Genomic DNA, 5,944 nt, shown 5'->3' with positions numbered 1-5,944 from the left:
TTGTCTAACCAGACACGCTGCGGAGCGGTAGTTCAGTTGGTTAGAATACCGGCCTGTCACGCCGGGGGTCGCGGGTTCGAGTCCCGTCCGCTCCGCCACTTATTAAGAAGCCCTGCTAGTAATAGCAGGGCTTTTTTCGTTTGAGTTTCAATGAGATGCTTAAGTCGTTTTAAGCTCTCTCTATTGCAACTAGATTCCCTGTGCTTATTCCTTGATGTCCTCTTTAGCGCTGAAATTCTTTTGGCCTATGTTCATCGAACAGAGTTGCTGCATGAAAGGCGCTACTATCTCAATCAATAGCCATATGAAAACAACGTGTAGGCATATAAAAAAGCCGACACGTTGTGTCGGCTAATCGTCTAGTGTTGTGCTTTACAGAATCTGTTTGAGTACTCTATCGGCTTTAACTCGCGTTACTTTGCGCAGTAGTTTTTGTACCGCATCAGGGTAGTTTTCTATCTTCTCTAGTTGTTTGTAGGTACAAACAAGTTGAGTGTGTCGAAGGATGTTGTCGATCTCTTGCTCAAACTTAGGTGTTAAGTGGTGATAGTGATCTTGGATGAGAATGGCATTCTCGAGATCGAGCTTCCATGCTCTTGGATTTAAGTTATTACCAGTGATCAACATGTAGCGCTTATCCACCCATACGCCTTTTAGATGGAAGCTATTCTCTCCATGTTTCCAGAGATGGATAGAAAGATTTCGACTGGCAATATGGGCTTCATTTACTTTGGCAAAACGGCGTAGATTAAGCTCATATAAATAAGGTAAGCCGCCGATTGTCTTGAAGGTTTGCTCTGGGGAAATATAGAAATCGTTTGCCGTTTTATCGCCAACGACAATGTGAACTTTTACACCCCGTTTCAATGCTTTCTTAACTTCTTTAGCGACACTTTTTGGAAAATTGAAATACGGAGTGCAGATAAAGACTTCATCTTTAGCATGAGCGATCAGTTGGTTAATATTGTGGTTGAGTTTATTTCGACGCTTTCCAATACCTACCAGTGGCGTCAAAGCCACTTGATCGGCTGTTGGGATCTGTGACTCAAACTCATAGTTTGCTGTTGCTAGAGAGGATCTAAATTGCCGAATGTCAGTTTTGATATCTTTCGTCGTTGGCTTCGATGTGTTTGATAAGTCATTGACAGCAGGATGACTTATCATTTTTTGCTGAATAAATTGTACCATGCTATCGGCAAGAGATTGGTTGTCGATGGTGTGATAGCGGTCGAATCGATAGCGCTCTTTGTGATGCAAATAAACGTTATTAAGGCTTGCTCCGCTATAGATCACCTGGTCGTCGACAATAAAACCTTTGAGATGTAAAACACCAAAAACTTCGCGGCCTCGCACGGGGATGCCGTATACGGGAATGGCGTGTTCGTGGTTCTGAGAGAACTCTTGATACATTGAAGCATTGCCTTCCGAAGCGGCCGCACCAATTAATCCACGTTGCGCTCTATGCCAATCAACGCAAATCGCAATATCTAAGCCAGGGTTTCTTTGCTTGGCATTATATAGCTCCGTTAAAACTTCTCTGCCTGCTTCGTCATCTTCTAAATACAGCGCTACAAGATAGATTCGTTTACTTGCCTGACGGATCGACTGGATCAGATGATTTTTAAATTCTTTTGCCGAAAATAAAACTTCAAAATGATCCGGTGATTGTGCGATGGTCGGCAATCGCTCGAATGGGTTTCTATGAGCAATCATATTGGATGATTTACCTTACTTATTTGCAAAATTGCGAACTGGGGATATTACCAAATTCAACGGTTCAATTGCTAGAAAAGCCGCGCATTCTCGTCATACTAGCCTAGGTATCTCATAGGAATGAGATCTTTACCACTGGATACATAGCGCTCAAACCGTTGCATAAGAGCTATTGGTAGTTCTTCTGTCATTATGGAGTGAAAACCATGACGAGCATAAAAGGGCTCAAGATGAGCGTATGCGAAGCAATAATCCTGATTATTGAGAATATTCTCGCTGCAATAATTGAGCAACTGCGACCCAATCCCTTTTTTTTGGTTTTCTGGCAGCACAAGCATGCCAGTCAGTAATCGATATACATCAATATTTTTAAATCTGACAACAGCAGATATCTGCCCATCGAGCGTGCCTATAACGCACAATTCATCTTTCCTAGCTTTTGCTGAAGGGTAATGTTCTTTGTACATTCGCTTGATCAAAGGAAGTTTTATCGGGGGGAGTATGTCAAATTGTAGTTGCCACATTTCTTCCTGCTTCGAATAGTTATCTGTTGTAGAATGGCGTGAGTTTAATTTATCCATAGAATGCCATGCAATTACATCCCAATGCGAGCTTAAAAAAATACCACACTTTTGGCCTAGAACAATCTTGTCAATTATTAGCGGAAGTTTTCTCTGTGCAAGATTTGGTGGAAATTTACCAGAGCGCAGAATGGCAGACTTTGCCTAAGTTGATGTTAGGAAAAGGTAGCAATGTCCTTTTTACTTGTGATTTTCAAGGAATGGTTTTAAGCAACCAACTGAAAGGGTTACAGCACACGCAGGATGATAATTACCATTATTTGCATGTTTCTGGTGGTGAGGATTGGCCTTCACTTGTTGAATGGGCTGTGAAGCAAAATATTGCAGGTCTTGAAAATTTGGCTTTAATACCTGGTTGTGCAGGTTCTGCTCCTATCCAAAATATTGGCGCTTATGGTGTAGAGTTTCAAGATGTGTGTGATTACGTTGATTATCTCTGTTTAGACTCCTTAACCGTCAAGCGCCTGAGCGCCAAACAATGTCTATTTGGTTATCGTGATTCTATTTTTAAGCACGCTTTGCACAGCAACGCGATCGTTGTAGCGGTAGGACTAAAGTTATTGAAGCAGTGGCAACCCGTACTGAATTATGGACCTTTGCAAGAGCTGGATAGTCACACCTGCCAAGCTATTGATATTTATAAACGGGTATGCGCTACTCGCAATGCCAAATTACCCGATCCGCGGGTGCTAGGTAACGCAGGAAGCTTCTTTAAAAATCCAATTATTAGTTTAGAACATTGGCAGGCTCTTCTTGAGAGTTATCCCGATCTTGTTTCTTACCCCGTGGAAGAAGGCAGAAAAGTAGCGGCTGGGTGGTTGATTGATCAGTGTGGGCTCAAAGGGTATAGCTTAGGTGATGCTCAAGTGCATCCGAAGCAAGCTTTAGTGTTGGTAAATAAAGGTAGCGCTACAGCCTTTGACGTCATTCAACTAGCGATTAAAGTTTGCATAGCAGTTCAGGATAAATTTTCGATATCTTTAGAGCATGAAGTCCGATTTTTAGATGCGATTGGTGAAACGAACCTTGAGCATCTTGCTAAGGAATTAAAGTGAAAGAGCACAGTGTCAAACTATCATTACTTCGTCATCTGGCCAGTGGCGAGTTTTGTTCTGGTGAGTTGCTAGGAGCAGAACTTGGTATTTCTCGCGCCGCAGTCAGTAAGCATATTAAAGGGATTCAGGAGTGGGGAATTGATATTTTCCGCGTCCAAGGCAAAGGCTATCAGCTTGCTCAATCACTGAATCTACTTGATGCGACACAGATCCAAAATGCCGTGCGTAACCCTGTCGAGCTTTTCCCCATTATCGATTCAACCAACCAATACCTGTTAGAACGTGTGGATAACCTTGCTTCGGGAAGCGTTTGCTTAGCAGAGTATCAGGCTAATGGACGGGGTCGGCGCGGGCGTCAGTGGATATCGCCTTTTGGCAGCAATCTTTATGTTTCCATGTACTGGCGACTCGACGCGGGGATGGCGGCCGCAATGGGGCTTAGCCTTGTGGTCGGGGTCGCGATTGTGGAAGCGCTATCAAGTATCGGATTGGACGGTGTAAAGCTTAAGTGGCCGAACGACCTCTATTTTCAGGATAGAAAGCTGGCGGGCATTTTAGTAGAAATGACAGGGCAGGCTGGCGCAGCGGCACATTTAGTGATTGGGATGGGAATGAACATTTTCATGCCCGAAAATGAGCAAGCCATTGACCAGCCATGGGCAAGTTTGTCGCAGGTAGCCGACGGTCTGAAAATAGACAGGAACTTGCTCGCTATTGTCTTTATTCAATCATTAGACCAAGCGCTACGTGATTACGAGCTTTATGGGATGAAGGATTTTATACCGCGCTGGAATCGACTCGATAACTTTATTGGTCGAAAAGTTAAACTGCTTATGGGCCCCAAAGAGGTCTATGGCGTGGTGCACGGGATCAACGAATATGGAGCGGTGTTGCTAGAAACAGAGAATGGAATGGAGAGTTACATTGGTGGCGAAATATCGTTACGCAAGGCAGAGTAACCGCTTTACCAAACTATTTTCTTAGTAGTATCTCTTCCACAGTATGATTGAGGCCTTTACGCAAAACTAACTGAGCGCGCTCTTTGGTCGGTAAAATATTATGTTGCAGATTTTTACCGTTGATCGAGTGCCAAATGCTCTCAGCTTTTTCTCTCGCCTCTAGCTCAGACAGTTTTGTGTAGTGGCTAAAGTACGATCCCGTCTCCTTAAAGGCGCTGTGACGAAACTTCATAAAGCGTTCAACATACCACTTTTCAATAAGTTGACTGTCCGCATCGACATACAGTGAGAAATCTAAGAAATCAGATATAAACACTCGATGTGGATCGTGTGGATAATCCATGCCGCTTTGCAAGACGTTCAATCCTTCAATGATCAACACATCTGGCCTATCGACGACTTTCTCTTCAGTCGTGATGTCGTAAGTAAGATGTGAATAGATCGGCGCGCTTACATTTCTTTTTCCTGCTTTAACATCCGACACAAACTGTACCAGACGTTTCATATCATAAGATTCAGGAAACCCCTTTTTCCCCATAATTCCTCTTTCATTAAGAATTTTGTTGGGAAAAAGAAACCCATCTGTCGTAATCAGTTCAACTTTGGGATGATTCTCCCAGCGTGAAAGAAGCGCTTTTAACAAACGCGCCGTGGTACTTTTCCCAACGGCGACACTTCCTGCGATGCCGATGATAAAAGGAGGCGATATATCGGTATTACCGAGAAATTGATGCAAAACCGCATTTCGGCTTTGTCTGGCGGCTACGTATAAATTAAGTAAGCGAGCCAAAGGCAGATAAATCTCAGCCGTTTCTTTCATCGTTAGGTTTTCATTAATACCTTGTAGCTCTTTTAAGTCAGCCTCAGAGAGAGTCATTGGGACAGAGTTACGTAGCTCGGCCCATTGATTGCGATCAAAAGAGATATAAGGACCCATAAAATACCTAACGATGAATGACAGAAAAAAGAAGAGGATGAAACATACATTAAGGTGAAAAGAATGGAAATGCCTTAAACGATAGAATTGAGTGAGAAAACGCATTTTGCTTGAAAAAGCAACGAACAGGCGAGATTTATGGAAAATTGGTTTTTTTTTAATATTTAGGCTTGCAAGGCTGAGCATCATTCAATAGAATGCGCTCCACTTATGCCGACTTAGCTCAGTAGGTAGAGCAACTGACTTGTAATCAGTAGGTCACCAGTTCGATTCCGGTAGTCGGCACCATTCTTTTTCGAAAGAATGAAGAAAAAATTTGGAGGGGTTCCCGAGTGGCCAAAGGGAGCAGACTGTAAATCTGCCGGCTCCGCCTTCGATGGTTCGAATCCGTCCCCCTCCACCATATTCTTAAGGAAATAGCTCTCAGAGTTACGTGTGCGGGCATCGTATAATGGCTATTACCTCAGCCTTCCAAGCTGATGATGCGGGTTCGATTCCCGCTGCCCGCTCCAATTTTTGAGTGCTGATATAGCTCAGTCGGTAGAGCGCACCCTTGGTAAGGGTGAGGTCCTCAGTTCAACTCTGGGTATCAGCACCAGCTCTCCAAGCAATTATCTCCTTTTGATATATACTCCTTACCAATAATTTTGGTTGCGTGGTCATCAAAGCCACCTAAATCCGTACCTAGAGGGACAACTC

The 5,944-nt window shown here is 43.5% G+C and carries 5 protein-coding genes and 5 tRNA genes; 7 read left to right on the top strand and 3 right to left on the bottom strand.

The genetic code is table 11. The annotated features are described in order from the left end of the window. Nucleotides 1-21: 21 nt before the first annotated feature. Nucleotides 22-98: transfer RNA gene (locus NB504_RS08320), tRNA-Asp, on the top strand. Between the two features lie 274 nt (nucleotides 99-372). Here NB504_RS08320 and pssA read toward each other — a convergent pair. Together pssA and NB504_RS08310 are read right to left on the bottom strand one after the other, a co-directional pair. After that, a complete protein-coding gene (pssA, locus tag NB504_RS08315; protein ID WP_258428629.1) occupies nucleotides 373-1,713 on the bottom strand; it encodes a CDP-diacylglycerol--serine O-phosphatidyltransferase in 1,341 nt (446 codons plus the stop codon). A gap of 98 nt (nucleotides 1,714-1,811) precedes the next feature. Next, nucleotides 1,812-2,294 carry a GNAT family N-acetyltransferase gene (locus tag NB504_RS08310; RefSeq protein WP_013857960.1) on the bottom strand — a complete coding sequence of 161 codons (483 nt, stop codon included), beginning with the start codon at nucleotides 2,292-2,294 and terminating at the stop codon, nucleotides 1,812-1,814. 8 nt (nucleotides 2,295-2,302) lie between these two features. Here NB504_RS08310 and murB point away from each other — a divergent pair, with 8 nt between their 5' ends. Further along, nucleotides 2,303-3,349 carry a UDP-N-acetylmuramate dehydrogenase gene (murB, locus tag NB504_RS08305; protein WP_010318970.1) on the top strand — a complete coding sequence of 349 codons (1,047 nt, stop codon included), beginning with the start codon at nucleotides 2,303-2,305 and terminating at the stop codon, nucleotides 3,347-3,349. After that, nucleotides 3,346-4,308 carry a bifunctional biotin--[acetyl-CoA-carboxylase] ligase/biotin operon repressor BirA gene (birA, locus tag NB504_RS08300; protein WP_258428628.1) on the top strand — a complete coding sequence of 321 codons (963 nt, stop codon included), beginning with the start codon at nucleotides 3,346-3,348 and terminating at the stop codon, nucleotides 4,306-4,308. Before murB ends, birA begins: the two co-directional genes overlap by 4 nt. Before the next feature lie 13 nt (nucleotides 4,309-4,321). Here birA and coaA read toward each other — a convergent pair whose 3' ends face one another. Then, nucleotides 4,322-5,245 (bottom strand): type I pantothenate kinase, encoded by a 924-nt coding sequence (coaA, locus tag NB504_RS08295; RefSeq protein ID WP_010318972.1) that lies wholly within the window; start codon nucleotides 5,243-5,245, stop codon nucleotides 4,322-4,324. Between the two features lie 212 nt (nucleotides 5,246-5,457). Between coaA and NB504_RS08290 the strand changes: the two genes are divergently transcribed. From NB504_RS08290 to NB504_RS08275, 4 genes are all read left to right on the top strand, one after another. After that, a tRNA-Thr gene (locus NB504_RS08290) sits at nucleotides 5,458-5,533 on the top strand. A 30-nt stretch (nucleotides 5,534-5,563) separates the two neighbouring features. Beyond that, nucleotides 5,564-5,648 (top strand) — tRNA-Tyr (locus NB504_RS08285). A gap of 34 nt (nucleotides 5,649-5,682) precedes the next feature. Beyond that, nucleotides 5,683-5,757: transfer RNA gene (locus tag NB504_RS08280), tRNA-Gly, on the top strand. A 10-nt stretch (nucleotides 5,758-5,767) separates the two neighbouring features. Beyond that, nucleotides 5,768-5,843 (top strand) — tRNA-Thr (locus tag NB504_RS08275). Nucleotides 5,844-5,944 lie beyond the last annotated feature (101 nt).

Origin of the sequence: Vibrio sp. RM-69-4 (genome assembly GCF_024743775.1) — a bacterium.
Taxonomy (GTDB): Bacteria; Pseudomonadota; Gammaproteobacteria; order Enterobacterales; family Vibrionaceae; genus Vibrio; species Vibrio anguillarum.
Note: the sequence above shows the minus strand (reverse complement) of the source record. Positions and strands in the feature narration are given on the sequence as shown.